The following is a 22,862-nucleotide window of genomic DNA, read 5'->3' on the forward strand; positions in this document are numbered from 1 at the left end:
TAACACCTCACGGCTCCTCTCTGTCGGTATGAACACGACGAATCCCTTCGACGAGATTGAGCAGTTCCTCGGCCGCACCCCTTTCGGGGGCGAGCGGGCTCGGGGCCGCGACCTCCGGACCGCCGACATCGACGTCGCCGAGTACGCCGACGAGTTCGTCGTGATGGCCGACCTCCCGGGGTTCGATCGCGACGAGATCGACGTCCGAGCCCGCGACGACCGGCTCGCCATCGCCGCCGAGCGCGACGCGGAACGCGAGGACGCAGACCGGCGATACATCCGACGCGAGCGGCGCCACGAGTCCGTCACTCGGACCGTCGGCCTGCCGACGAACGCCCGTCTCGACGACGCCACCGCGACGTACCGGCACGGTGTCCTCACTGTAACGGTCCCGATCGATGTCCTCGACGCGGACGAGGGACGCCGGATCGACGTGAACTGATCCGCCCGGCTCGACCCCTGCCTCTCCGCCGATGCTTTCTCCACGCACACTGTGCTATCAACTCACATGAACGACGGCGACCGCACGGCCGAACGACGCGACCTCGTGAGCGCGCTCCGACGGCGTCTCGACGTGAGCGAGCAGACGCTCTCGGCGATCGGAGCCGTCCCCCGCCACGAGTTCGTTCCCGAGGCGCATCGCGAGTCGGCGTACGCCGACCGGCCGCTCCCGATCGGCCACGACCAGACGATCAGCGCGCCGCACATGGTCGCACTGATGACGGATCTCCTCGACGTCGAGCGCGGCGACCGCGTCTTCGAGGTGGGGACTGGCTGCGGCTACCACGCCGCGGTCGTCGCCGAGGTCGTCGGCCCGGGGAACGTCCTCTCCGCCGAGCGGGTCCCGGAACTGGCCGCCGCCGCCCGCGAGCGCCTTGCCCGTCTCGGCTACGACGTGGCCGTCGCGGCCGCCGACGGCCGAGAGGCGTTCCTCGACGAGGCTCCGTTCGACGCCGCTTACCTCACCTGCGCGGCGCCCGAGGAGGTTCCGGACGCGGTCGTCGACCGTGTCCGGGCGGGCGGCCGCGTGGTCGCCCCCGTTCGCGAGGGTGGTCGCCAGCGGCTCGTCCGACTGACGCTCCGCGAGGGCGGCATCGACCGCGAGGACCACGGCGGCGTGCGGTTCGTCCCGATGCGATAGTCGGCCCGCCGAACGCACGGTTTTAGAGGACCGAGTCCCGAGACTGCGCATGGACGACGCGTCGCTCAGGGCGGACATGATCGAGGGGCTCGAACACCAGATCGGCGAGCCGATCGAGCCGCCCGTGCTGACCGCGCTTCAGCGCGTCCCGCGCGATCCCTTCGTCGACGACTCGCCTCGCGGCGGCGCCGTCGACGGCGACGACCCGCACTCGCTCTCGCTCCCGACGCTGGTCCGTCTCGTCACCGCGCTCGACGCCGCCGAGGGCGACTCGCTCCTCGTCGTCGGTGCGGGGATCGGCTACTCGGTCGCGATGCTCGCCGAGATCGCCGGCGCGCGGCGCGTCCACGCGGTCGACATCGACCGCGCCGCCGTCGCCGCCGCGCGGTCGAACCTCGACGCGGCCGGTTACGGGGCGGTCCTCGTCGACCGCGCGGACGGCGCCGACGGACTCCCCGCGTACGCACCGTACGACCGGATCCTCCTCGAAGCCGCCGTCGTCGAGCCGCCGCGTTCCCTCAGGGACCAGCTCGCGCCCGACGGGCGAATCGCCTACCCGCGCGGCGCCGGCGTCCAGACGGTCGCCGCGATCGAGCCGTCCGCCGGGGGTCCCGACGCGGGCGACGCCATCGCGTCCGGCGCCGGTACGGACGACGATCCGGCGCCTGACGGCTTCGAAACGGTCGAGACGCACGGGCCGGCGCGGCTCCAACCGATGCTCGTCGACGGCGAACAGCCCGGAACGGAACGGAACCGAACTCGGCGGGAGGACGCGGAGCGCGCCGAGCGCAGCCGGCAGCGACGGCACGGCTGGGAACAGGACTGGATCGACTGGGACAGCCGGCTTTAACCGACTCTCCTCCGCCGCTCGCGGCGTCACTCCTCGACGACGAGCACCTCGGTGTTCCCCCGCTCGTCGACGTAGTCGCCCTCCGCCGGCGGCTTGATGTCGATCGCGAGCGTCCCGTCGGCCTGATTCGGCCCGAGTTCCGGCTCGACGTCGACGGTCGCGACCCCGTCCTCGTTCGTCTTCGCGGTGACGACGCCGTCGATCTGCGCAGAGCCGCCCCGGACGATGACCGTCGCGTCCGCGACCCGAGAGCCGTCGGGGTCGACGACGGCGACGTCGACCGACTGCTCGCCGGGCGTGGTCACCTCCGGCTGGGGCTGCGCGTCGAGTTCCGTCGCGGCCAGCCCGTCGATGTCGCCGATCATCCCCATCATCACGCTGAGGCTGGCGACGCCGACGACGAGCGCGATGACGAGGCGGACCGGAAGCCCCTCGATCGCGCGGGTGTCGGTGCTGAACGTCCGGCGGTTCGCGGTGCGCGAGTCGTGTGTTCGATCGGACATACGCCGCGCTGGCCGCGGTATCTGATATAAACGATCGGACGATCCGGGCGGCGCCGCGGCGGACGCCCGAGAGACGCGCCCGACGACCGGGACCCGATCCGGCTCCCGGCGCTTTTTGTCTGATGCCGAGGCCACCCGGCCGCGTGTACGTACTCGGCCGCGACGACGGGACCGACCGTACTGAGGGGGCTGACCGCGGCGACTGCGCCGACCTCCGTGACAGTGCTCACCGCGACGGTGACCGTCCGCCTCACACCGCTCGGATCGGCTCTTTCCTCGCCCGCGACGGCAGCGCCGGCGCTCCGGTCGGCGTCGACCTCGACCGCCCACACGCGGGCGTCGTGTTCGGGAAGCGCGGCACCGGGAAGTCGTACACCCTCGGCGTCCTCGCCGAGGAGCTGGCGGACGCAGGCGGTGTCGCCCCGGTCGTCGTCGACCCGATGGGCGTCTTCGCCGGCCTCGAAGCGGCCGGCGGACGGACCGTCGACCCCGCGGTCCGTCCCGCCTCGATACCGCCGTCGGCTTGGCCGAACCTCCTCGGCCTCGCCCCGGCGAGCGGCCCCGGAACCCTCGTCTGGCAAGTCGTCGCGGACGCGGTCGACGACGGATCTGGAGAGGCGACGGACCGTAACGCCGCGAGCGGAACGACCCCCTCGCCGTCGCTCGCGGCGCTCCGCGAGACGGTCGACGCGGCCGACGCCCCGGCGGAGACGCGTCGCGCCGCCGCGAACCACCTCCGGCTGGCGGCCTCGTGGGGAGTCTTCGACGCCGATGCGCCGCCGGTCGCGTCGCTGGCGGCCGACGGCAACCCCGCGGTCCTCGACCTCGCCGGCGTGCCCGACGCCGCCGCGGCGGCCGTGGTCCGCGCTGTCGCTCGCGGGCTCTACGACGCGCGGATCGCGGGCGATCTCTCCCGGCTCCCGTGGCTGCTCGTCGACGAGGCGCACGCCTTCTTCGACGGGGTGGCCGACCCCGCGCTCCGGACGCTCCTCACGCGGGGCCGCGCGCCGGGCGTCTCGCTGGTCTGTGCGACCCAGCGTCCGGCCGCGCTCCCGAGCGTCGCCGTCTCGCAGTCCGACCTGCTCGTCTCCCACCGGCTCACGGCGGCGCGCGACGTCGAGCGACTGGCGGCGGCGGAGGCGACGTACCTCGCCGGCGACCTCGCATCGCGGCTTCCCGAGGGCGTCGGCGAGGCGCTCGTCGTCGACGACGCCACAGAGACGGCCCACACGGTCCGGATACGGGAACGCCGGACGCCGCACGAAGGCGAGAGTCCGCGCGCGAGCCGGCTATCGGACCCCGAACCGCACTGACGGGTCCAGAACGCACAAGCCGCCCCGGAAATACGCTAGCGCATGGACCGAACGCCGTACGGATTTCTCCTCGTCGCGGCCGGGGGCTTCCTCGGTGCGGTCGCCAGACACGCCGTCGACGCGGGGGTCGCCGGCGTCCTCACCGCGGCCTCGTCCGGCGACCGCCTCATCGCTCTCGGCGGCGTCCCGCCCGGCGCGGGGACGCTGGTCGCGAACGTCGTCGGCTCGTTCGCCCTCGGTCTCCTCCTGACTCGCGCGTCGAGCGACCGGGTCCGGCTGCTCGTCGGGACGGGCGCGCTATCCTCGTTCACGACGTACAGCACGTTCGTCGCCGACGCCGTCGCGCTCGGAACGACCGCCGGCGCGGGATACGTCGCCGGTAGCTACGCGGCCGGATTCGCCGCGGCCGCACTGGGGCTCGCCGTCGGGAGGCGCCGGCGATGAGCGTCTCGCCGCTCCTCGCGACGGCGCTCGTCGGCGTCGGCGGTGCGCTCGGCGCGGCCGGCCGTCACGCCGTCGGGCTCCGTATCGAGGGGCGCCGGTCGGTCCTCCTCGTCAACGCCCTCGGGAGCCTCGCCCTCGGAGCCGTCTCCGCCGCGCCGATCGGATCGGCGGCGACGCTGCTGTTCGGCGTCGGCTTCTGTGGCGCGTTCACGACGTTCTCCTCGTTCGCGGTCGGGGCCGTCCGGACGGCGAGCGAGACCGGTGTTCGCGCCGCCGCGACGCTCGCGGCCTCGAACCTCGCGGCCGCGCTGGCCGCGTTTGTCCTCGGTTCGTCTCTCGCCGTCGCGGTCGCCGGCTGACGGAGGCTCACGGCGGCCGGGCCGTTCCTCCCCGACAAGCGACAAGTACAGGCTCCCCCGGTTCCTATGCGAGTGCGTGACCGACACCGACCGCTCCGTCGACGGCGAGTCGACCGCTCCGGCCGACTCGGGTGGTCCCGCTGACGACGTTACCCCCGAGGACGTCCCCGACTTCGGCGACCTCTCGATCCTCCAGCGCGGGTTCGTCGCCGCCGCGCAGAACCCCTCGCGCGGGCTGCTGGTCGTCGGCCTCTTCGTGTTCGCGCTCGCCTTTTACGCCGCGTTCTGGCTGTCGTTCCCCGGCGCCGCCGGACTCCTCACCGCGATCGCGCTGATCGTCGTCGTCGTCGCCGCGGCCGTCTACTGGCTCCTCGACCGCCTCTCCCGCTGAGCGGCCCCCTCGCCCGGATCGCTTTCGCCCGTTTCATTGGGAACGGCTCCCCTCGACGGTCTCACGGCCGCGGCTCGTAGAACCCGCGGAGCGGTCGACCGAACGCGGGGGCGAGCGTCGCCACCGCCTCGCCGACCAACACGTCGCGGTCGGCGAACGCCGGTTCCACCTGCGCGCCGAGCGCCACGTCGCCCGCGGCGTCGCTCTCTAGGTACCCGCGGACGGTGACGAACTCCCGCTCGCGCTCGACGACGTACCGGTCGCCGTCGATGAACGGCCCGTAGGTGTCCGGGTCGACGTCGTCGACGTACGACTCGTAGAAGTTCGCGGCGTGCTTCCGCACCGCGACCGGCGGCCCGTCGTGGCGCGCGACCGCCGGTCGCTCGGTCACCTCCAGTTCCGCGTACAGCGCGGCCCGCGTCGACTCGACGGCTGCGGCGCGCTCGGGCACCTCCCGGTCGCCGCTCCCCCCGTCGGCGTCGCTCCCCTCGCCGCCGTTCCTCGTTCCCGCTGCGTCGGTCATGGCGCGCGCTCGGAGCACGTCGAACCCGTGATCGTTGAGCCCGCCGACGATCCCGTCCAGCGATCGGCGGAGCTGCGGCCACAGCTGGTCGTCGACCACGTCCGGCGCGTCGAACACGACCGCGACCGGCGTCGTTCCCCGTCGGTCGAGATGCGCTCGCACTTCCTCGGGGTCGAGCGGTTCCGGTTCGTCAGGCTCGAAGAGCGCCTCGCTCGGGGCCGCGAGCAGCTCCCGCGCGTAGTGCTGGAAGCGTGCGAGGTTCGTCGCCGACAGGACCGCCGCGACGTTCCGCGTCGGGTCCGTCGGATCGACGACGACGAGGGGGTCCTCGAACGTGCGCTCGGCGTGCCCCTCTGGGTCGAACTCCACCGGGGGGTGCCAGCTCCGCGCCGACTCGACGAGCGGGACGAACCCGCCGAGCTCCAAGACGAGCAGCTCCGTGAGGTACCCCGAGAACCCCTCGGTGCGGAGGTCGCTGCCGTACGCGCCGATCCCCTTCAGGAACGCCTTCGCGAGGACTACGTCCGCGGCGAGGTCGTCGTCGAGCCGCGCAGAGAGGTACGCGTCGTGGAACGGGGTGCGGTCGACCGCGGAGACCAGATCCCCCGCCGTCTCCACGTCGTGACAGGGGACGAGGTCCACGTCGAACCCCTCGTAGTTCCCCTTCACGTACGGGTGTTCGGCGTACTCCTCGTGGCCGTCGGGGAGGACCGCGTGCCCGACCGCCAGCCCGTACTCCTCCAGCTCGGCGCGGTCGAGATCTGCGTCGAACCGGACGAACAGGTCGATGTCGCGGTCGCCCGCGACCCACGTGCCCCGCGCCGTCGACCCGACTTGGACCACGTCGGCGCCGACGGGGAGGTCGGCGATCGCCTCGTGGGTCCGGTCGGTCAGTGCCGTGGCCGCCGCTCGCAGTCGCTCCCGCTCTTCCGGCTCGGGAAGGACGCGCTCGCGGACCCGTGACAGCACCGCCTCCAGATCGTCCATACCGAACGGTCTCGCGGTCCGGCTGAAAACGTGTCGGTCGGATCGGCGGCGCGGCGGGCCGACGGAGCGCCGCCGCCGTCCCGCGGTCCGGCCCGGCGGCTTCCGCGCCGTCGGGCGGAAACGAAAGCCATATCAAAAGGACGCGAGTACCCGAAAACAGGCCGAAGTAGCTCAGTTGGTAGAGCGCCTCGCTGTTAACGAGGCGGTCCCAGGTTCGAGTCCTGGCTTCGGCGCCTCCCTTCGTACGTTTCTCGTCTATGCTCTCACCAGACCGTAGTCCTATTTTGCTCGTTTCCGCTCTGACTGAGTATGCCGAATCGAAGCGAGCAATTTGCTTCACTCGAGGAGCCACAGAAGCGCGGCCAAGCGGCCGAAGCGATCGTAACTGATACTTATCGAAGGTGCTGGTGACACACAGATGACTATCCGGTACGAGCGGTCAAACATAACATATCAAAAACATCAATTGGCACGAGGATTACCATCTCAACGAAACATTAGCTTCGCTTGGTTCCAACCCGATAGGATAAAGAGGAACCGAGAGACAAATCGATCCGTGGCGGGCCTTTAGCTTAGTCCGGTTAAAGCGACTCGCTCATAACGAGTTGATCGCCGGTTCGAATCCGGCAAGGCCCATTCCGGTTTTTCACCGATTCCCCGCTGTATCTGGCTGTCTACTCCTGCTGGAGCGTCACGTCGGTCGCGGTCTCGTTCGCGGGGTCGTCGCTCACCGGACCCGACGTGTCCCGGATACCGGCGGTATCCGCGATCGCCGGCGAGATCCGTCACGGAGCGGTTAACGCGGGAGGGGCGCACGGTGCCCGAGCCGACGCGACGACGACTACTCCAGTAGCCCAACCAGTTCGTTCACGTCTTCGACCACGGCGTCCGCGCCGTTACCGGCGAACTTCTCGCGCCCCGCCTCGCCGGTGAGCCCGCCGGTGAGGACGCCAACCCCGTAGTAGACGCGCGTCTCGTCAGACTCGTCGGCGTTGCGTGCGGTCCGCACGTCGTCGAGGGTGTCGCCCGCGAACGCGACCCGCCCGGCGCCGAACCGCTCGGCGAGCTCGACGAGCGCCCGCGGGTGCGGCTTCCCCTCTTCCCAGTCGTCCATCGTGAACCGCCGGTCCTCGGGCACGTCGAGGCCGACGCGGTCCAAGGCGATGTCGGCCTCGGCCGCCGGCCGCCCGGTGAGGACGCCCACGTCGAACCGCCCGGTGAGGTCGGCGATCGTCTCGGGGTCGACGAGCGTCGGCTCGTCGTGGATGTACCCGTCGGCCTCGAACGGCGGCTCGCCCCCCTCTAACTCGCGGTACAGCTCGCTGCCGAGGTACAGCGCCTGAAACGTCTCGCGGAGCGCGTCCCGGTCCCACTGGTCGCGGACGCGGGCCTGTGCGACTCGCGGGAGGTCGCCGACGACCTCCTTGGCGGCGTCGAGCCCGCCCCCGAGCTCGCGGACGCGCTCGGTGAACTCGTCGACGTCCATCCGGAGCCCCTCGCGGCGGGCCAACACGAACAACGCCGCCGCGTCGGTCAGCTCCCAGTCGTTGTTGAACCCGCCGGCGTCCTTGAACGCCTGGACCGCGTCCGGGTCGATCGGCTTGCCGCAGACCCGGTCGACCGATTCGAGGATCGCCCGACGGTAGGAGTCCGCCACGTCGACCAACACCCCGTCGATGTCGAGGACGACTGCGTCGACCTGCATACGGGTACCCCCGACTGGCGCCCGAATGAACGTTCGGGTTCGCGGTCGGCGTCGCCGGTTCGAGCCGTGCGGCGTCCCGGTCGCCGGTCCGTTCCGTCACCGCGCGACGAACACGACAGTTCCCGACTCCGTCGACTTCCGAGAGACGTCCACGACCGGCTCCTCGAACCCGAGCGTGGTGAACAGGCAGGCGGCGCCGAGTCGCTCCGCGAGCGCGACGGTCGCCCGCTGTAGCTCCGCCGGGAGGTTCCGAGCGTACACGGCGTCGACGCCGCCGGGCGCGTCCGGAGCCTCACCGGCGGTCTCGTCGCTCGCGCCGATCCCAAGCGCGCTCTGCGCCGCCCGCTCGTCGTCGGCCGCGAGCGCCGTCACGTCCGCGGCGACGACGCGGAGCGTTCCCCCGCTCGGCGCCTGCCTCCCCGCCGCCGCGTCCTGCGCCGCCTCGCTCACTTCGACGTCGATCGCGACGACCTCGTGGCCCCGATCGGCGAGCGCACGGGCGACGCCCGGCCGGCGGCCGACTCCGACCTCGATCAATCGTTCGTACCGCCCGAGTGCGGCAACGAGTGCCCGCTCCGACGGGGGTGGTCGTACCACGGCGCGGCCTTTATGACCGCGGCGTTCAAAAGCGGTTCCATGCTCGTGGACATCGTCCCGGTCGGGGAGGTCACCCCCCGAGTGAAACGGGAGGCCTCCGGTGCGCTGCGTTCCGTATACGACTGCGACGTGACGGTCCACGACGATCAGCCGATCCCCGACTCCGCCTTCGAGGCAGATAGGGACCAGTACCGCGCCGAGGACCTCATCGAGACGGTCACTCGGGTCGGCGGCGGCGAGAAGAACATCGGCATCACGCCCGAGGACCTCTACTACCGCCGCCGAAACTACGTGTTCGGCCTCGCGTACCTCAACGGCAGCGGCTCCGTCATCTCCACGCACCGCCTCCGCACCTCCTCCGACGGCGGCGTCTCCACCAAGCCCGCGGTCGACGTGTTTGGCGACCGCGTCCGCAAGGAGGTCGTCCACGAGATCGGTCACACTCTCGGCCTGGAGCACTGTGACAACAGCAAGTGCGTGATGTCGTTTTCCCCGACTGTCCGCGAGGTCGACGTGAAAGAGGAGAACCTCTGTGGCACCTGTTCGCGGATCGTCCGCTGACGCGGCGCGACCGGCGTACCCTCCCGACGATCTGTCGCCCGATCTCTCCGGTCGCCAATCCCTCTCCGATCGCCGGTAGACGTAAAGTCCGGCCCGCACAAGGGACGGGTATGGCCGCAAAGCCGGAATACCGCGACCGGCCGGACGTCGAGGTCGCGCTGCTCGACGCGCTCGTCGACCGCGGCGACGAGGGAATGACCGTCCTCGAACTGCGCGCGGCCGTCGACGCAGACATCGACGCCGTCGAGGAGGCCCTCTCGACGCTGAAGGAGGACTCGCTGATCACCGTCGAGTCCGAGGAGCACGTTCGGGTGTACGCCCACGAGAAGGTCGTTCCGGACCCGGAGGCGCCCGACGACGACCCCTCCGAGAGCCTCGTCGACGCGATCCGGGACCGACTCGGACTGTAGCCGTCGGAGACGGCGGCCTTTTGGCCCTCGATCGCCACCGTTCGACCATGACGCTCGTCTCCGGTACCCACGACGCGCACGGCGCCGCGTACCGCGACCGCGGCGGTCGCGAGGTCGTCGACCACTACGGGAAGCCCGTCCGCGTCGGCAAGGCGGTCCGAAACGTCGCGGGCGTGATCGAGATGGGGTACGGCGTCCTCGCCGTCAGGGGGAGCGACCGCGTCGAGTTCGTGGACAACGCCGTCTCGAACCGCGTCCCCGCCGAGGACGGCGAGGGAACGTACGCCCTCCTGCTCGATCCCCAAGGCGGGATCGAGACGGACATGTACGTGTACAACGCCGACGAGCGGCTGCTCGTCTTCCTCCCCCCGGAACGGGTCGAGTCGGTCGCCGCCGACTGGGCGGAGAACGTGTTCATTCAGGACGTCGCGATCGACGACGTGTCCGACGAGTTCGGCGTGTTCGGGGTTCACGGCCCGAAGTCGACCGAGAAGGTCGCCTCCGTCCTCGGCGGACCGGGCGCGCCGGAGGGGCCCCTCTCGTTCGTCCGCGGGTCGATGGTCGACGCCGGCGTCACCGTGATCGCGACGGACGCGCCGCTCGGCGAGGAGGGGTACGAGATCGTCTGCGCCGCCGCCGACGCGGGCGACGTGTTCGACACCCTGATCAACCGCGGACTCAACGCCGCGCCGTTCGGGTACCGAACGTGGGACGCGCTCGCGACGGAGGCCGGAACGCCCCTCTTCGAGTACGAACTGGCGGGCACGGTCCCGAACGTCCTCGGCCTCCGGAACGCGCTCGACTTCGAGAAGGGGTGTTACGTCGGGCAGGAGGTCGTCTCGCGCGTGGAGAATCAGGGGCGACCGAGCCGACGGCTCGTCGGCCTCGAACTCGACGGCGTCGCCGAGGCGGTCGACGGCGTCGACCCGAACGCGGACCCGCAGGGGATCGACGCCGCGCTCCCCGCGTCCGGTGCGGCCGTCTTCGACGGTGACGAGGCGATCGGCGAGGTGACGCGGGCGGCCGTCGGCCCCGCGACGGACGTGCCAGTCGCGCTGGCGCTCGTCGGGTTCGACGCCGCCCTCGGCGAGGTCGCCGTCCGCGTCGACGGCGAGGAGAGTCCGGCCACCGCCGTCGACCTCCCGTTCGTCGACGGGAGCGCGCGGTCCGCGCGGCTGCCGACGTACCCCGAGGGACGCGCCTAAGGGTGAAGCGGAGCGTCGCCGCCCGTCACGCGACGAAGTCGACCGCCGAGTAGAGGCCGAACCCGAGCACGAACGCGCCGACGAGCGACCCGATCCACGCGAGGACCGTGTACCCCATCTTCTTCCGGCTCACGCCGGCGTCGCCCGCGGCGTAGCCCGCGCCGACGATCGCCGAGACGATGATCTCGTTGAACGACACGGGGATCCCGAACGCGACGGCGGTCTGCGCGATCGCGAACGACGGGATGAGCGCCGATATCGACCGTCGCGGCCCCATCGAGGCGTAGTCCTGCGCGAGCGCCTTGATCATCCGCGGCGCGCCGGTCCACGACCCGGCCAACAGCCCGACGCCGCCGCCGACGAGTAGCGCCCACAGCGGGACGCCGACCTCGCTGAAGATCGGGACGAGCGGGCCGATCGCGAGACCGACCTGCGACCCGCCGGCCGAGAACGCGACGAGCCCGCCCATCGCGAGCAGGAACCGCCGCTGTGCCCCCTCGCGGTCGCGGCCGAGGTCCGCGTACACGGCGACCGAAACGAGCGCGGCGATCGCGACGCTCACCGCGGCGGGACCCGCGCCGCTGCCGCCCAGCCCCGCCCCGAGGACGCTCGCCACCGACGCCTGCTGGCCGGCGGGACCGAGCAGCGCGAACCCGACGTTCGCGAGGATCGCGCCGACGACGCCGGCGAGCGCGGCCGTGAGCGGTCGCTCGGGCAGCGACTCGCCGATGAGCATGCGCGCGACGCCGTAGGCGACGCCGCCGCCGACGAACGGCGTGAGCACCCACAGCGTCGCGATCTCGGCGTACTTCGGCCACGCCGGGTCGCCGCCGAGCGCGAGGCCGACGCCGACGACCGCACCGGTGACGGTGAACGCCGTCGCGATCGGGTAGCCGGCGAACACGCCGACCGCGACCAGCGCGGCGGCCGTGACGAGCGCGACGATGGCCGCCACGGCGGTGAGCGTCACCCCGCCGATCAGTTCGGTGCCGACCGCCTCGGTCACGTTCGCGCCCTGGAGGATCGCGCCGAGGAGCCCGAGGACGCCGACGACGAGCCCGGCCCGCATCACGGAGATTGCGTTCGCCCCGACCGCGGGCGCGAACGGGGTCGAGCCCGACGACCCCGCGCCGATCGACCACGCCATAAAGAGGCTGGCGGCGGCGGCGACGAGGAGGGTCGCGGCGGTGGCGACGACCATCAGCGTCGCCCGTCGTTGTACCCCTCGTTCAGCCCCGCCACCGTGCGCCGGACGAGGAGGAACCCGAAGAAGAACAGCCCGAGAAGACCCACCAACAGGAGTACGAACAGCGGTTGGACCGGGAGCATACGCCTGAATCCGTCGGCACGCGGTTATAAGTTTCGAGCCGAACGGTCGCGTGACCCGGACGATTCCGACGCGTTCAGGCGATCGGATCCCGGTAACTAAAACGCGTTTTTGTCCCTCAGCCACGTATATGTCGATACCCCGACTACGTGTAATCGCGACCCCCCGCTTCGGCCCTCACGCTCGAACCCGCCGGCCGACCGCCGGCTGGTCGGACTCGCACCCGCTCCCTACCCAGTCCGGTATCCCCCTCCCCGGCCGACCAGCGACCGACAGCCGGCGCCCACATCCGCGTCGATCCGGGTCCTCCACCGCTGACACGACCGTCGGCCGGCCCGGCCGTCAGCGGGGCGTCGCGATCGGTCTCTGCCGACGCGACGGCGAGCCCGATCCGCTTCTCGTGATTCGCTCCCTTACTCGCGGCTCTCGGCCCCGATCCGGAACGTCTCGAACTCCTCCCCGTCCGGCGTCACCAGTCGCCCGTCCAGACCGTCTCCGGCCCCGTCGTCCACCGGACGCAATTCCGCGTGCGCCGGCCGGTTCCCGCGCGGTTGGGCGTGGCTGCCCGGATTCAGTATCGGGAGCCCACCTGAGTCGTCGAACCGCGGCCGGTGGCTGTGGCCGCAGATCACGGCGTCGGCGTCGCGGCCGCGACCGAGCATGACGAGCCCCGTGTCGCCGCTGCGGTGTCGGTGCGTGACCGCGAACCTGACCCCCGCGTATTCGACGGTCCGAACCTCCGGGACGCGGTCGCGGATCGCGGCGTCGTCGTTGTTGCCGTAGACCGCCCGGAGGGCGGCGGTGGTCGACTGAAAAGCGTCTAAGACCGGCTCGCGGTAGAAGTCGCCCGCGTGGATCACCAGCTCCGCCTCGCGGACCGCCTCCGCGGTCCGCCCCTGAAGCCTCGACTCCTCGCGTGCGTGCGTGTCGGAGACGACGACGAGCATACCGGGAGTCCGCGCCGGCGTGAGTTAAAAAGCGCGCTCGCCACGGTGGTGCGTGCCTCCGAGTGGCAGCCGAAGGCGGCCGCGAGGAGCACGCGCGAGGGAGCCGGTCGCCCGGAGCAGCGCGGAGGGCGACCGACGAGGCTGGGGAGGCGTGAGGCGCGGTTGCCGTGCGGGGCGGGGCTTCGGGGGTGTCCGTCGTCGCCCCGGACTCAACGACATGTAACCGAGCGGCTGGGCTTTGGAAGTGTTCGCCGTCGCTGGGTCGTCAGTACCGGATAAACAAGCGCCCGGAGACTCGAAACCGGTCTATCGCTACTCGTCCAGCGAGAGCGCCGCGAGCAGCGACTCCAACTGGACCTGTTCGTTGGCGCCCTCGGCGATCCGGTAGTCGGCCTCGCCGATGCGCTCCATGAGCCGCACCGCCTCGCGTTCGTTCAGGTCGAACTCCCAGACTGAGCGGTGGAGCTGGTCGATCACGTCGCCGCCGGCCATCCCCGTCTCCGTGAGCAGCGTGTCGAGCGTCGAGCGCGCGCGAGCGAAGTCGCCCTCCAGCGCGTCGGTCACCATCGACTCGATCTCCTCCGGGCGGGCGGTCGCCGTGATCGCGTACACCGCCTCCTCGTCGACCACGTCGCCCGTCGTCGCCGCCGCCTGAAGCGAGTTGATCGCGCGGCGCATGTCGCCGTCGGCTGCGTACACCAAGGCGTCGACTCCGGCGTCGGTCACCTCGATCGACTCCGCGGACGCGATCTCGCGGACCATCCCGCCGACCGCCTCGTCCGACAGCGGCGAGAACCGGAAGACGGCGCAGCGCGACTGGATCGGGTCGATGATCTTCGACGAGTAGTTACACGAGAGGATAAACCGGGTGTTGTCGGAGAACTGCTCCATCGTGCGGCGGAGCGCCGCCTGTGCATCATCTGTAAGGCTGTCGGACTCGTCGAGGAACACGATCCGGAAGTCGCCGCCGAACGACGAGCGCGCGAACCCCTTGATCCGGTCGCGGACGACGTCGATGCCGCGTTGGTCGGAGGCGTTCAGTTCGAGGAAGTTGCCGCGCCAGTTGTCCTCGCCGTAGATCTCGCGGGCGATGGCGGTGGCCGCGGTCGTCTTCCCGACGCCCGCGGGCCCCGAGAAGAGCAGGTGCGGCACGTCGTCCTGCGCGATGTAGCTCTGGAGCCGCTCGACGATCTCCGATTGCCCGTGGATGTCGTCGAGCGTCTGCGGCCGGTACTTCTCGATCCAGATCTCCCGGCCCGTCGCGGTCGCAGCCGGCTGCTCGTCGGCCTCGCTCATTGCCCGATCTGAGGGTCGGCGGGGTGATAAACGAACCGAGACCGGGCTCTCACTCCGCCCGCATCAGCCGCTGGAGCTCGTACGCGAACACCCAGACTCCCATCAACACGCCGACGGGGACGACCACCGCCGCGATCTCTCGCGACACCGGCAGTTCCGCGACGTCGATGAGCAGGTGCGTCGTCGTCGCCGCGATCTGCGCGAACAGCTCGTACTCCTCGCGGATCGCGTCCGTCAGCATCGACCCGACGACGAGGGTCACCATCGCGGCGACGCCGTGGACCGTCCCCCGGATATGTGGCATAGTCGTCATATCCGCGAGGACCGTCATCAGTGTTTCTCTCGTCGCTACATCCGCCGTCGGACCGCCTCGCGGAACGCGCTCGCCGCGTCGCCGCCGTCCTCCGCCTCTCGCAGGCGCCCCGTCGCGTCGGCGTCTACATCCGGCGCGAGGACGGCCGCCGCGGCGCCAGTCGCGACGGTCTCGGCGCGCCAGTCAACGTATCGCTCCCCGAGCCACGCCGGGAGGTCGGCGCGTAACACGGCGTTCCGCCAGGCGAACTCCCGAGCGCCCTTCAGGCCGAGCAGGGCCAACCGGTCGTCGAGGGGATCGAGCAGCCGGTCGACCCCGGCGATCCCGACCGCAGCGTACGCCTCGACGAGGACGTCCTGTACGGTCTGGACGAGCCGGGCGAGGATCGCGTTTATGCGGTCGTGGTCCTCGCGCTTGACATCGCGGTCCGGGTCGATTTCGACCGCACCGAGCGTGTACGTGAGGTCGTAGGTGATGTGCGCGTTGATCGCGAGCAGGGCGTCCTGCGCGACGAGCGACTCGCCGCGGACCGCGGCGGTGAAGGCGATCAGCCACGGTCGCGGGAGCGACTCGAACGCGCGGCGCTCGAACGCCGCCAGCGCCCGGCGGTAGCGCTCCGCGAAGGCGACGAGGTACGACGCGGCCCACTCCGGGTCGACGAACGCGCCGTCGTCGATCGCGGTCCGGACGGTCGCCGTCATCCGGCTGTACACCGTGAGAAACACCGCGCGCCGGTCGCCGCGCTCGCGGAGGTACGACTCGGTCCGCGCCAGCCGCTCGTCGACATCGGCGACGGACGCGAACGGGCCCGAGACGATCTCGAGGAGGCCCAGATCCGGCTCCTCATCGGCTAGGGCCGCGGCCGCGCCGTCCGCCTCGATGTCGACTGTCCGTCGGACTCCGGCGAGCAGCGCCTCCGCTTCGTCGACGGTCGGAACGCTGGTGCGGATCGGGATCATCGTGACGAGACGGCGAACGCCGTCAGAACGTTCGGTACTCCGCCGCGATACAAGAGCGTTGCCGCCGGCTCCGGGGTCCGCCTACGCGAACTCGTCGATGAGTTCGGGCACCACGTCGAAGAGGTCGCCGACGATCCCGTAGTCGGCGATGTCGAATATCGGCGCGTTCGGGTCGGTGTTGATCGCGACGATCGTGTCCGACCCTTTCATGCCGGCGACGTGCTGGACCGCGCCGGAGATGCCGACCGCGATGTACACGTCCGGCGTGACGACCTTCCCACTCTGTCCGACCTGCCGGTTCTTCGGCAGCCAACCGTTGTCGACGATCGGTCGAGAGGCGGACAGCGTCGCGCCGAGCGCGTCCGCGAGGTCCTCGATGAGCTCGATGTTCTCCTCCTCCTCGATGCCGCGGCCGACCGAGACGAGCACGTCGGCGTCCGCGATGTCGACGTCGCCGCCGCCGACCTCCTCGAAGCCGGTGACGCGGGCTCCCGACTCGGGGAGGTCGATGTCGGCCGTCTCGACCGTCGCGTCTCCGACGCCCTCCGCGGGCGGCCACTCACCGCCCCGGACCGTGAGGACGAACCGGTCGCCCTCGACGTCGACCGTCGTCTCGACCTTCGAGCCGTACATCTCGCGGGTGACGGTGAGCCCGTCGTCGTACTCGATCCCGACCGCGTCGGTCACCAGCGGGACGCCGAGGCTCTCGGCGAGGGCGGGCGCGTAGTCGAGCCCGTTGACGGAGTTCGGCAGCACCACCGCCCCGGCGTCGACGCGGTCGGCCAGCGTCGAGGCCGCCGCTCGGTAGGCGTTGTGGTCGAACTCCTCGCCGTCGGCGACGGCGTGGATCGCGTCGACCCCCTCGCGGTTCAGCTCCTCCGCGAAGGCGTCGACGTCGCCCGCGACGACCGCCACGTGGAGGTCGACTCCCCGCGCGTCGGCGAGCTCTCGGCCGGCGGTGATCGCCTCGTACGAGACGTCGCGGAGCTCTCCCCGGCGGTGTTCGGCGGCGACGAGCACGCTCATTACGCGCTCACCCCCTTGTCACGGAGGACCTCGGCAAGGCGACCCGCGGACTCCCCGGCGTCCCCCTCGATGATCTCCGCGTCCGACTCGCTCTCCGGCTCGTACATCGAGGTGAGCGTCAGCGCGCTCTCGACGTCCTCGGCCGTCAGCCCGAGGTCGGACAGCGCCTTCACCGCTATCTCCTTCCGCTGTGCCTGCCGGATCCCGCGGAGGCTCGCGTACCGCGGCTCGTTGAGCCCGGTCTGGACGGTCAACACCGCCGGGAGGTCGACGTCGGTCAGCTCCTCGACCCCGCCCTCCAGCTCGCGGTGGACGTGGGCCACCCCCGCGTCCGCGTCGACGTCGAGGTCGTTGACGACCGCGGCGTGCTCGAAGCCGATCCGCTCCGCGAGCGCGACGCCGGTCGCGCCGAACCCGGTGTCGGCCGCCTGGACCCCCCCGAGGATCAGGTCCGGCTCCTCCTCCGCGACGACCGCCTCGAACAGCTCGACCTTCGAGGCGACGTCGGCGAACCCGCCGTCCAGCGCGTCGTCCCAGACGCGGACCGCGCGGTCGGCGCCCTTCGCGAGCGCCATCCGGATTGTCTCCTCCGAGCGCTCCGGCCCGACGGTGACGGTCACGACCTCGTCCGCGATCCCGGCCTCGGCCAGCTGGACCGCCGCCTCGACGGCGTAGTCGTCCCACTCGTTGAGATCGTACTCGAGATCGGACTCGGCGATGTCGGTCCCCTCGATCGCGAAGTCGTCGTCCGCCTCCGCGACCTCCTTGACGGTCACCAGAACCTTCATGATCGTTACTCGGTCGCTCGCCCTGTAATGGTTTTCGGAACGGGCGAGGACGGACCGGCGGTTTCCGCTTCCGCGGGTCAGCGCTCGGCGCTCGAACGGGCGCTGTCGCCGCCGTCGCTGTCTCCTCGGTGTCGCCGCTTCCGCCTACTCCTCGCCGTCGCCGCCCGTCTCGTCCTCGCCGTCGGGCAGCGAAATGAGGTTCTCGCGGCCGAGTCGGAGCTTCTCGACGCGCCCCTCGTCGGCCATCGCCGAGAGCAACTGCGAGACCTTCGCGTCCGACCACCCGGTCTCGGCGACGATGTCTGCCTGCCGCATCCGGCCGCCGTTCTCGTCGAGGAGCCGCTCGACGCGTTCCTCGTCCGAGAGCAGCGAGAGGTCCGGCCCGTCGTCGCCGTCCTCCCCCTTTCCGACGGAATCGCCGGGGTCGTCCCCCGAACCGTCGTCTTCCGGACCGCCGTCGCCGGCACCGATCGGCTTCCGGTCGGCGCCGCCGGGGTCCGCGGTCTCGGAGGTCGCGGCTGACTCGTCCGAGACGTCCTCCTCGGCGGTGATCCGGCGGTACCCGACGACGCTGCCGGCGATGAGCGTGGCCCCGAGCAGTATCGCGGCCGCCAGCATTCCCCACGGAGCGCCCGCCCCGGCGGGCTCGTACACGATCCGTACCGGGTCGCCGCTCTCGAACGTCTGGGGGCCCTCGATTATCACGTCGCCGTCGGAGAGCTGCGTCACGGCGGTGCTCGGCGTTCCGGTGACGGCGTACCCCTCCGGCGTCGCCACCTCCAGGGTCTGGCTCGCCTCGAGGCTACGCAGCCACGTCTCGTTGCCCGGCGTCGTCAGCGCGTCCCCGAGGATCAGGCTCTCGCCGTCCTGTGCGAGGAACTCGGTCCAGGTGAACCGCAGGCGGAACTCACCGACGGCGACGGCGTCTTCGGTGGCGACGTCGAACTCGCTCGGGTCCTCGTACACCTCGACCTCCCGCTCGACGCCCTCGATAGACATCGACCGGTCGACGGTGCGGCTCGCCTCCCGACGGAATCCCTCGAACAGCGCGGCGTTCGGCCCGATCTCGCCGCCGCGGAAGCGCTCGCCGGCCGTGCGGAACACGTCGGTCTCGTTCTCGTCGGCCAGCGAGTACCGCACCGCGACGGTCCAGTCGGCGCTCCGGTCCGGGTTCAACGCGAGTCGGATACGGGTCGTCGACGGCGAGGTGATCGCGTCGTCGGTCTGTTGGCGAACCGCTGATTCCCCGCCGAGAGACCCCCGAACGTCGGTCGAGCCGTCGAGCGGCCCGGCGTGGTTCGGGGCGACCTCCGCGTCGAGGGGAGAGGGGGCCGTCGTCGCGCCGGTGACCGCGCCGCCGGCGCTCGCGAGCAACGCGAGCGCGACGATCGCGACCAAGAACGCGCGCAGGGCGGGGTTCCGCATACGTCTCCGGCCACTCGCGCGCCGGGCAAAACGCTTTCCATACGCTGTTTTTCGACGGGAAACGCGGTCGAACTCCCACTCACGTCCGCGGCCGGACGCGCCGTCGACCGCGACACCGACCCGCACGGCGCCGGTGACCGACCGCAGTGGGTGGATTTTTTGTATCGCGGGGCGAACCAGCAGACGATGAGAGCCCTCCCGATCGCCGCGGTCGCGGTCCTGCTGCTCGTGGCGCCGGTCGCCGGCGTCGCCGGCCCCGACGTCGTCGCCTCCGACGGCGCTTCGCCCGCCTCAGAGCCGGCGCGGCCCGCCGCCTCCGTCCCGCCTTCCGGCCCGGCGCAGTCCGTTGATCCCGTCTCGCCCTCCACATCCCCGTCACGGTCCGTCGATCTCGCCTCCTCGGTGGATTCCCCGTCGACCCCCAGCCAACTCGCGCCGCAGATCGAAACGGCGAACCTCACGCTCCGGACGCTCTCGACGCCGTCGGGCGCGGCGACGCGCGTCAGCACGTCCACCCGGGGCCCCGACCTCGGATCGTCGCTCGGGTTCGCGACCGCCGACGCCGACGCCGCCTTCGAGACGGCGGCCGTCGTCGACCGGATCGAGCGCACCGAGACGAACGTCGAGCGCCAACAGCAGATCCTCGCGGAGATCAACCGCGTCGAGCGCGCCGAGGTGGCGCTGTACAGCCGCCAGTCGGAGGCCTTCAGCTCGCACGCCGACGGCGAGATCACCGACCGCGAACTGCTCGACGAACTCGTCCGTGTGGCGGCGACCGCTAAGGAGTACGACGAGCGGCTCGACGCGATCGACGCGCTCGCCGACGCGACGGAGGACTTCAGCTCTCCCGGTCGGCTCGACGAGCTTCAGGTGGCGCTACAGGTGTACGAGGGGCCGGTCCGCGACCGCGCCCTCGCCATCGCCCGCGGGCAGTCCGCCCCGAGCGACATCTACGTCGCGTCGAGCCAGGGCGCCGTCGTGCTCGCGACCGTCGTCGAGGACGAGTACGTTCGCGAGGTCTTCCGCACGGGCCGCTGGGACCGCGGCGGCAGCGACATCTCGAACGACGCGGCCATCGAGATGACCGAGGCGGCCTACCCTGAGACGGCCGCGCTCCGCCAGCCCGACGCGTTCGGCGCGGGCTCGGTCCAGCGTATCACGATCCCGCACGAGTTCGGCACCCTCCAGACGTTCGTCAGCGGCGGGACGGAACAGGTGTTCGTCGAACACCAGCGGGTCGGCCTGACGGCGTTCCCCGACAGCGAACCGGTCACCGCCTCCGGCGACGGGTTCAACGTCACCGTCGAGCGGACCTACCCCGGCGGCCCGGTGACCGTCACCGTCCTCGACGACGAGACGGGCGAACCGGTTCCCGATGTCACCGTCACGAAGTCCGTCGGCGGGGGAGACAGTCGGGCGATCGGCACCACCGACGGGGCCGGCGTCGTTCGGACGCTCTCGCCCGCCGAGCCGTACCGGATCACGGTCGTCGACGAGCCGTACGTCGTCGTTCTCGACGACATCGAACCCCTGACGACCCCGAGGCCGGTCGGCGACGAGTGACCGGTCGGCCGGGTCGTCTCCGCCGGTCCGGACCGCCCGTTCCGGCCCGCGTTTCCGCCCCCGCTCGCCGCCGCCCGGGCCGACCCTTTTGTACGGAACCGCCGCAGGACCGCCGTGCCACCAGCCGCTCGTCGCCGCCGGGGAATGGCGCCCGTCGCGGGCGTGCTGCTCATCGCGATCACGGTCGTGCTGGCCGGCGGCGTCGCGGCCGCCGCGCTCGACGGTCCCAGCGCGACGGTGCCGCCGTCGGCGGTGCTGTCGCTGTCGGCGACCGACGATCGGATCGCGATCGATCACCGCGGCGGCGACCCGATCGACGTCTCGGCCGTGACGATCCGCGTCAGCATCGACGGCGAACCGCTCGACGAACAGCCGCCGCTCCCGTTCTTTTCGGCCGCCGGGTTTCACCCCGGGCCGACCGGTCCGTTCAACGCCGCCGGCGACGACACGCTGCGCGTCGGGGAGACGGCGACGTTCCGCGTCGCGGACACCAACGATCCGACGCTCGAACCCGGCCGGACGGTCACCGTCGACATCACGGCCGACGGGCAGCCGGTCGCGTCGCTGGAGGCGTCCGTCGAAGCGGGCTGAAGCGAGCGCGACGCGGGAACCGCGCTCTCACTCGGCGTCGGGCGCCGAGGGTTCCGCGTTGGCGGCGGTCGAACCCGACCCGTCGTCCGTTCCGTCGCCGCCGGGAACGCGAGCGACGGTCGTGATCGCTCGCGGACTCTGTGGCGTCGCCTGCTGGATGTGGTGTTCGTACTCCTCGTAGCCGGCGGCCTCGAACATCCGGTCGGCCTCGTCGGCGTCGTAGAACAGCATGATCGCGTCGGCCACTCGCTGGAGGATCGGGTTGTTCGGGTAGTCCGGACCGACGACGAGCACCTGTCCGCCGGGCTTCGCGACGCGGCGGAGCTCGCGGAGCCCCTCGACGGGATTCGGCCAGTACTCGATCGAGCCGGACGACCAGACCACGTCGAACGCGTCGTCGCGGAACGGGAGCCGCTCGGCGTCGCCGCGATAGAAGTCGACGCGGTCGTGTTTCCCGAACTTCTCGAACGCCTTCTCCATCTGGTGGACGCTCTGGTCGAGGCCGTGGACGTCGTCGGCGTGCTCTAACAGTCCCTCGGTGCCGAACCCGGTGCCGCAGCCGACGTCGAGCACCGTCGGGTCGTCGCCGAACTCCAGCCACGAGAGCGCCTCGGCGCGCATCTCCTCGTTCCAGTTGAAGCGGTTGATCTGGTCGTACACCTTCGAGAGGTACTTGTAGAAGAGCCGGGCGTTCGACTTGTCCTCGAGGATCCCCATTTACCGGTTCATTGGGCCGCCCGCCCCATAACGACACGGATCCGCGGTCGGCCGACGCCGGTTTCGGCGCCCGCTTCCGACCGTCTTTTCCGCCCGCCACCCGTTCCCTCGGGCATGAACCCGACGACGAGCGGCCGGTTCCGCGTCCACGACCGGCGCCAGCGGCCGGACATCGACGACGACGCGGCTCGGAGCGGCGTCGACGACGCCGAGGAGTTCGTCCTCGTCGAACTCGCCGACGAGCCGGTCGATCCGACGGACCCCGACGCCGCGGACCGGTACGACCCGCTGTACGCCACCGCCGAGGGATACGACGGCGACCTCGCGGACGCCGTCGACGCGCTCCGTCCCGGCTTCGTCGTCGACGCGACGCTGGCGTGGACCGACGGCTCCGCGCGATTCCGCGAGGTCGAGGTCGTCCGCGAGACCCGGTTCCGCTTCGCCGACGACGTGGAGGGGATGTTCGAGGCGGCCGTCGAGACGTGGCGACAGATCCGCGCGGACGGCGAGCCCGTCGGCTCGATCACGACCCGGTCGAACGACGGCGATCCGAACGGCGCGCTCTACCTCTTCGCCGATGCGCCCGGCAGCGACACCTTCGAGGAGGTCCGAACCGGGCGGCTCCCGATCGAACCGCTCGTCGCGCGGGTGAACGACTCGCGGGACGACGACGACCCGCGGGAGGTGTTCGTGCTGCGCCCCGCGGAGTACGAGTTCGTCGCCGTCTACGTCGTCTTCGACCGCGACGGCGTCCTCGCGCAGACGGTCCGCGACACCTACGACCTCGGGGTCGGCTTGGCCGCGGGGCTCGACGCGAACTACCCCGACGGTGACGGCGGGAGCGACTCGCCGGTTCTCGACGAGGCGGGCGACTCGGACGACGACGACTTTGACGCCCTCGACCGCCTGTAGACGGAGCAC

The 22,862-nt window shown here is 71.3% G+C and carries 27 protein-coding genes and 2 tRNA genes; 15 read left to right on the top strand and 14 right to left on the bottom strand.

Features of this window, described 5'->3' with window-relative positions; genetic code table 11:
• The first annotated feature begins 28 nt into the window (after nt 1–28).
• The 3 genes from EO776_RS02970 (at nt 29) to EO776_RS02980 (ending at nt 1,991) form a co-directional block, all read left to right on the top strand.
• Nucleotides 29–442 (top strand): Hsp20/alpha crystallin family protein, encoded by a 414-nt coding sequence (locus EO776_RS02970; protein WP_086216297.1) that lies wholly within the window; start codon nt 29–31, stop codon nt 440–442.
• A 66-nt stretch (nt 443–508) separates the two neighbouring features.
• Nucleotides 509–1,141, top strand: a complete 633-nt coding sequence (locus tag EO776_RS02975; protein WP_094519977.1) for a protein-L-isoaspartate(D-aspartate) O-methyltransferase — start codon at nt 509–511, stop codon at nt 1,139–1,141.
• Nucleotides 1,142–1,190: 49 nt separating this feature from the next.
• Nucleotides 1,191–1,991, top strand: coding sequence for a protein-L-isoaspartate O-methyltransferase family protein (locus EO776_RS02980; protein WP_094519976.1), 801 nt, complete (start codon nt 1,191–1,193; stop codon nt 1,989–1,991).
• 26 nt (nt 1,992–2,017) lie between these two features.
• On the opposite strand, the gene EO776_RS02985 is transcribed toward EO776_RS02980, so the two are convergent.
• Nucleotides 2,018–2,494, bottom strand: a complete 477-nt coding sequence (locus tag EO776_RS02985) for a DUF7382 domain-containing protein (RefSeq protein ID WP_049931438.1) — start codon at nt 2,492–2,494, stop codon at nt 2,018–2,020.
• Nucleotides 2,495–2,637: 143 nt separating this feature from the next.
• On the opposite strand from EO776_RS02985, the gene EO776_RS02990 reads away from it, so the two are divergent.
• The 4 genes from EO776_RS02990 (at nt 2,638) to EO776_RS03005 (ending at nt 5,001) form a co-directional block, all read left to right on the top strand.
• Nucleotides 2,638–3,807, top strand: a complete 1,170-nt coding sequence (locus EO776_RS02990) for an ATP-binding protein (RefSeq protein ID WP_394338383.1) — start codon at nt 2,638–2,640, stop codon at nt 3,805–3,807.
• Nucleotides 3,808–3,849: 42 nt separating this feature from the next.
• Nucleotides 3,850–4,251 (top strand): fluoride efflux transporter FluC, encoded by a 402-nt coding sequence (locus tag EO776_RS02995; protein ID WP_089308024.1) that lies wholly within the window; start codon nt 3,850–3,852, stop codon nt 4,249–4,251.
• The gene (locus tag EO776_RS03000) at nt 4,248–4,610 is read left to right on the top strand and encodes a CrcB family protein (RefSeq protein WP_049931441.1); all 363 of its coding nucleotides are present in this window, start codon (nt 4,248–4,250) and stop codon (nt 4,608–4,610) included. Before EO776_RS02995 ends, EO776_RS03000 begins: the two co-directional genes overlap by 4 nt.
• A gap of 76 nt (nt 4,611–4,686) precedes the next feature.
• Nucleotides 4,687–5,001, top strand: coding sequence for a hypothetical protein (locus EO776_RS03005; RefSeq protein ID WP_049931442.1), 315 nt, complete (start codon nt 4,687–4,689; stop codon nt 4,999–5,001).
• Nucleotides 5,002–5,062: 61 nt separating this feature from the next.
• Here the strand turns inward: EO776_RS03005 and cca are convergent, their stop codons facing one another.
• Nucleotides 5,063–6,511, bottom strand: coding sequence for a CCA tRNA nucleotidyltransferase (gene cca / locus EO776_RS03010; protein WP_049931443.1), 1,449 nt, complete (start codon nt 6,509–6,511; stop codon nt 5,063–5,065).
• A 160-nt stretch (nt 6,512–6,671) separates the two neighbouring features.
• Here cca and EO776_RS03015 point away from each other — a divergent pair.
• Together EO776_RS03015 and EO776_RS03020 are read left to right on the top strand one after the other, a co-directional pair.
• Nucleotides 6,672–6,744: transfer RNA gene (locus EO776_RS03015), tRNA-Asn, on the top strand.
• A 328-nt stretch (nt 6,745–7,072) separates the two neighbouring features.
• A tRNA-Ile gene (locus EO776_RS03020) sits at nt 7,073–7,147 on the top strand.
• Nucleotides 7,148–7,352: 205 nt separating this feature from the next.
• On the opposite strand, the gene EO776_RS03025 is transcribed toward EO776_RS03020, so the two are convergent.
• Entirely contained in the window at nt 7,353–8,216 is an 864-nt protein-coding gene (locus EO776_RS03025; protein WP_089308022.1) for a TIGR01548 family HAD-type hydrolase, read from the bottom strand.
• Between the two features lie 96 nt (nt 8,217–8,312).
• A complete protein-coding gene (locus tag EO776_RS03030) occupies nt 8,313–8,813 on the bottom strand; it encodes a UPF0146 family protein (protein WP_086216289.1) in 501 nt (166 codons plus the stop codon).
• Nucleotides 8,814–8,852: 39 nt separating this feature from the next.
• On the opposite strand from EO776_RS03030, the gene EO776_RS03035 reads away from it, so the two are divergent.
• From EO776_RS03035 to ygfZ, 3 genes are all read left to right on the top strand, one after another.
• Nucleotides 8,853–9,374, top strand: a complete 522-nt coding sequence (locus tag EO776_RS03035; RefSeq protein WP_049931446.1) for an archaemetzincin family Zn-dependent metalloprotease — start codon at nt 8,853–8,855, stop codon at nt 9,372–9,374.
• A gap of 110 nt (nt 9,375–9,484) precedes the next feature.
• The gene (locus tag EO776_RS03040) at nt 9,485–9,784 is read left to right on the top strand and encodes a DUF6432 family protein (protein ID WP_049931447.1); all 300 of its coding nucleotides are present in this window, start codon (nt 9,485–9,487) and stop codon (nt 9,782–9,784) included.
• Nucleotides 9,785–9,831: 47 nt separating this feature from the next.
• Entirely contained in the window at nt 9,832–10,989 is a 1,158-nt protein-coding gene (gene ygfZ, locus EO776_RS03045) for a CAF17-like 4Fe-4S cluster assembly/insertion protein YgfZ (protein WP_049931448.1), read from the top strand.
• Between the two features lie 25 nt (nt 10,990–11,014).
• On the opposite strand, the gene EO776_RS03050 is transcribed toward ygfZ, so the two are convergent.
• The 9 genes from EO776_RS03050 to EO776_RS03085 all read right to left on the bottom strand — a co-directional run bounded on the left by EO776_RS03050 (nt 11,015) and on the right by EO776_RS03085 (nt 19,070).
• Nucleotides 11,015–12,190: an inorganic phosphate transporter gene (locus tag EO776_RS03050; RefSeq protein ID WP_049931449.1), complete on the bottom strand. Its 1,176-nt coding sequence runs from the start codon at nt 12,188–12,190 to the stop codon at nt 11,015–11,017.
• Nucleotides 12,190–12,318 carry a DUF7859 family protein gene (locus tag EO776_RS19590; protein ID WP_254921732.1) on the bottom strand — a complete coding sequence of 43 codons (129 nt, stop codon included), beginning with the start codon at nt 12,316–12,318 and terminating at the stop codon, nt 12,190–12,192. The genes EO776_RS03050 and EO776_RS19590 overlap by 1 nt, the downstream gene beginning before the upstream one ends.
• A gap of 411 nt (nt 12,319–12,729) precedes the next feature.
• A complete protein-coding gene (locus EO776_RS03055; protein ID WP_094519973.1) occupies nt 12,730–13,263 on the bottom strand; it encodes a metallophosphoesterase in 534 nt (177 codons plus the stop codon).
• Between the two features lie 312 nt (nt 13,264–13,575).
• Entirely contained in the window at nt 13,576–14,559 is a 984-nt protein-coding gene (locus tag EO776_RS03060; protein WP_086219969.1) for a replication factor C small subunit, read from the bottom strand.
• A gap of 49 nt (nt 14,560–14,608) precedes the next feature.
• On the bottom strand, nt 14,609–14,863 hold the full coding sequence (locus EO776_RS03065; RefSeq protein WP_176455094.1) for a hypothetical protein: 255 nt from the start codon (nt 14,861–14,863) through the stop codon (nt 14,609–14,611).
• 44 nt (nt 14,864–14,907) lie between these two features.
• A complete protein-coding gene (locus EO776_RS03070) occupies nt 14,908–15,831 on the bottom strand; it encodes a DUF5995 family protein (protein ID WP_094495720.1) in 924 nt (307 codons plus the stop codon).
• A gap of 81 nt (nt 15,832–15,912) precedes the next feature.
• On the bottom strand, nt 15,913–16,857 hold the full coding sequence (locus tag EO776_RS03075; protein WP_086215921.1) for an electron transfer flavoprotein subunit alpha/FixB family protein: 945 nt from the start codon (nt 16,855–16,857) through the stop codon (nt 15,913–15,915).
• A complete protein-coding gene (locus EO776_RS03080; RefSeq protein ID WP_049931454.1) occupies nt 16,857–17,645 on the bottom strand; it encodes an electron transfer flavoprotein subunit beta/FixA family protein in 789 nt (262 codons plus the stop codon). Before EO776_RS03080 ends, EO776_RS03075 begins: the two co-directional genes overlap by 1 nt.
• Before the next feature lie 144 nt (nt 17,646–17,789).
• Nucleotides 17,790–19,070, bottom strand: coding sequence for a helix-turn-helix transcriptional regulator (locus EO776_RS03085; RefSeq protein WP_086215920.1), 1,281 nt, complete (start codon nt 19,068–19,070; stop codon nt 17,790–17,792).
• 186 nt (nt 19,071–19,256) lie between these two features.
• On the opposite strand from EO776_RS03085, the gene EO776_RS03090 reads away from it, so the two are divergent.
• Both EO776_RS03090 and EO776_RS03095 read left to right on the top strand, forming a co-directional pair.
• Nucleotides 19,257–20,633, top strand: coding sequence for a DUF7094 domain-containing protein (locus EO776_RS03090; RefSeq protein WP_094520919.1), 1,377 nt, complete (start codon nt 19,257–19,259; stop codon nt 20,631–20,633).
• 144 nt (nt 20,634–20,777) lie between these two features.
• Nucleotides 20,778–21,224 carry a type IV pilin gene (locus tag EO776_RS03095; RefSeq protein ID WP_086215919.1) on the top strand — a complete coding sequence of 149 codons (447 nt, stop codon included), beginning with the start codon at nt 20,778–20,780 and terminating at the stop codon, nt 21,222–21,224.
• Nucleotides 21,225–21,251: 27 nt separating this feature from the next.
• On the opposite strand, the gene EO776_RS03100 is transcribed toward EO776_RS03095, so the two are convergent.
• Nucleotides 21,252–21,941, bottom strand: coding sequence for a methyltransferase domain-containing protein (locus EO776_RS03100; RefSeq protein ID WP_049931458.1), 690 nt, complete (start codon nt 21,939–21,941; stop codon nt 21,252–21,254).
• 114 nt (nt 21,942–22,055) lie between these two features.
• Between EO776_RS03100 and EO776_RS03105 the strand changes: the two genes are divergently transcribed.
• On the top strand, nt 22,056–22,853 hold the full coding sequence (locus tag EO776_RS03105; RefSeq protein WP_089308017.1) for a DUF6663 family protein: 798 nt from the start codon (nt 22,056–22,058) through the stop codon (nt 22,851–22,853).
• The last annotated feature ends 9 nt before the right edge of the window (nt 22,854–22,862 follow it).

Source organism: Halorubrum ezzemoulense, assembly GCF_004126515.1.
In the GTDB taxonomy this organism is placed as follows: Archaea; Halobacteriota; Halobacteria; order Halobacteriales; family Haloferacaceae; genus Halorubrum; species Halorubrum ezzemoulense.

Excerpts from the sequence above, each read along its gene's own strand:
- EO776_RS03105 (WP_089308017.1), top strand. The coding sequence starts at position 22,056 with ATGAACCCGACGACGAGCGGCCGGTTCCGCGTCCACGACCGGCGCCAG.
- EO776_RS02995 (WP_089308024.1), top strand. The coding sequence starts at position 3,850 with ATGGACCGAACGCCGTACGGATTTCTCCTCGTCGCGGCCGGGGGCTTC.
- EO776_RS03065 (WP_176455094.1), bottom strand. The coding sequence starts at position 14,863 with ATGCCACATATCCGGGGGACGGTCCACGGCGTCGCCGCGATGGTGACC.
- EO776_RS03080 (WP_049931454.1), bottom strand. The coding sequence starts at position 17,645 with ATGAAGGTTCTGGTGACCGTCAAGGAGGTCGCGGAGGCGGACGACGAC.
- EO776_RS03025 (WP_089308022.1), bottom strand. The coding sequence starts at position 8,216 with ATGCAGGTCGACGCAGTCGTCCTCGACATCGACGGGGTGTTGGTCGAC.
- EO776_RS02975 (WP_094519977.1), top strand. The coding sequence starts at position 509 with ATGAACGACGGCGACCGCACGGCCGAACGACGCGACCTCGTGAGCGCG.
- EO776_RS03090 (WP_094520919.1), top strand. The coding sequence starts at position 19,257 with ATGAGAGCCCTCCCGATCGCCGCGGTCGCGGTCCTGCTGCTCGTGGCG.
- EO776_RS03055 (WP_094519973.1), bottom strand. The coding sequence starts at position 13,263 with ATGCTCGTCGTCGTCTCCGACACGCACGCACGCGAGGAGTCGAGGCTT.
- EO776_RS02985 (WP_049931438.1), bottom strand. The coding sequence starts at position 2,494 with ATGTCCGATCGAACACACGACTCGCGCACCGCGAACCGCCGGACGTTC.
- EO776_RS03000 (WP_049931441.1), top strand. The coding sequence starts at position 4,248 with ATGAGCGTCTCGCCGCTCCTCGCGACGGCGCTCGTCGGCGTCGGCGGT.
- EO776_RS03070 (WP_094495720.1), bottom strand. The coding sequence starts at position 15,831 with ATGATCCCGATCCGCACCAGCGTTCCGACCGTCGACGAAGCGGAGGCG.
- cca (WP_049931443.1), bottom strand. The coding sequence starts at position 6,511 with ATGGACGATCTGGAGGCGGTGCTGTCACGGGTCCGCGAGCGCGTCCTT.
- EO776_RS03040 (WP_049931447.1), top strand. The coding sequence starts at position 9,485 with ATGGCCGCAAAGCCGGAATACCGCGACCGGCCGGACGTCGAGGTCGCG.
- ygfZ (WP_049931448.1), top strand. The coding sequence starts at position 9,832 with ATGACGCTCGTCTCCGGTACCCACGACGCGCACGGCGCCGCGTACCGC.
- EO776_RS19590 (WP_254921732.1), bottom strand. The coding sequence starts at position 12,318 with ATGCTCCCGGTCCAACCGCTGTTCGTACTCCTGTTGGTGGGTCTTCTC.
- EO776_RS03075 (WP_086215921.1), bottom strand. The coding sequence starts at position 16,857 with ATGAGCGTGCTCGTCGCCGCCGAACACCGCCGGGGAGAGCTCCGCGAC.
- EO776_RS03060 (WP_086219969.1), bottom strand. The coding sequence starts at position 14,559 with ATGAGCGAGGCCGACGAGCAGCCGGCTGCGACCGCGACGGGCCGGGAG.
- EO776_RS03035 (WP_049931446.1), top strand. The coding sequence starts at position 8,853 with ATGCTCGTGGACATCGTCCCGGTCGGGGAGGTCACCCCCCGAGTGAAA.
- EO776_RS03100 (WP_049931458.1), bottom strand. The coding sequence starts at position 21,941 with ATGGGGATCCTCGAGGACAAGTCGAACGCCCGGCTCTTCTACAAGTAC.
- EO776_RS02980 (WP_094519976.1), top strand. The coding sequence starts at position 1,191 with ATGGACGACGCGTCGCTCAGGGCGGACATGATCGAGGGGCTCGAACAC.
- EO776_RS03085 (WP_086215920.1), bottom strand. The coding sequence starts at position 19,070 with ATGCGGAACCCCGCCCTGCGCGCGTTCTTGGTCGCGATCGTCGCGCTC.
- EO776_RS03050 (WP_049931449.1), bottom strand. The coding sequence starts at position 12,190 with ATGGTCGTCGCCACCGCCGCGACCCTCCTCGTCGCCGCCGCCGCCAGC.
- EO776_RS02970 (WP_086216297.1), top strand. The coding sequence starts at position 29 with ATGAACACGACGAATCCCTTCGACGAGATTGAGCAGTTCCTCGGCCGC.
- EO776_RS03095 (WP_086215919.1), top strand. The coding sequence starts at position 20,778 with ATGGCGCCCGTCGCGGGCGTGCTGCTCATCGCGATCACGGTCGTGCTG.